The sequence below is a fragment of the Pedobacter sp. UBA5917 genome (genome assembly GCF_002432345.1).
In the GTDB taxonomy this organism is placed as follows: Bacteria; Bacteroidota; Bacteroidia; order Sphingobacteriales; family Sphingobacteriaceae; genus Pedobacter.
The window spans coordinates 3,963-4,355 of the sequence record NZ_DJDT01000335.1 but is presented as its reverse complement, the minus strand read 5'-3'; the positions used below and the strand labels follow the sequence as shown (position 1 = coordinate 4,355).

The 393-nt window shown below is 34.9% G+C and carries 1 protein-coding gene; it reads left to right on the top strand.

Going from position 1 to position 393, the window contains the following annotated elements; translation table 11 throughout:
- Window positions 1-108: 108 nt before the first annotated feature.
- On the top strand, window positions 109-393 hold a 285-nt coding region (locus B2V92_RS23230), incomplete at its 3' end, for a carboxypeptidase-like regulatory domain-containing protein (protein ID WP_293312600.1).

The window sequence follows — 393 nt, the reverse complement described above, 5'->3', positions numbered from 1 at the left end:
CACTTCAGTCGAAATGACGATAATTTGTATGTATTCCAAATGTTACCTTCTCAAAAATAAACCTTTACCCCCATCGGTAGTCTTTATCTCAACTATAAAACTAACCGAATGAAACAAATTTTTACGCTTTTCCTTATTTTATCATCATTTTATGTTTATGCCCAAAAAACCGGTTCGGTTAGCGGCAGGGTTATCCAGTCGAAGGATAAAAAACCGATCGATTATGCTTCAATAGCCATCAAAAATCTCAGCGATTCGAGCATGGTTGGTGCAATAAGTACAACTGAAGACGGAAAATTTGTATTTAAAAACCTAAAACCCGGAAATTATAAATTATATGCTGCGTTTTTAGGCTTAAAAAACACCACAAAAGATTTTACCATTGCTGCCGAT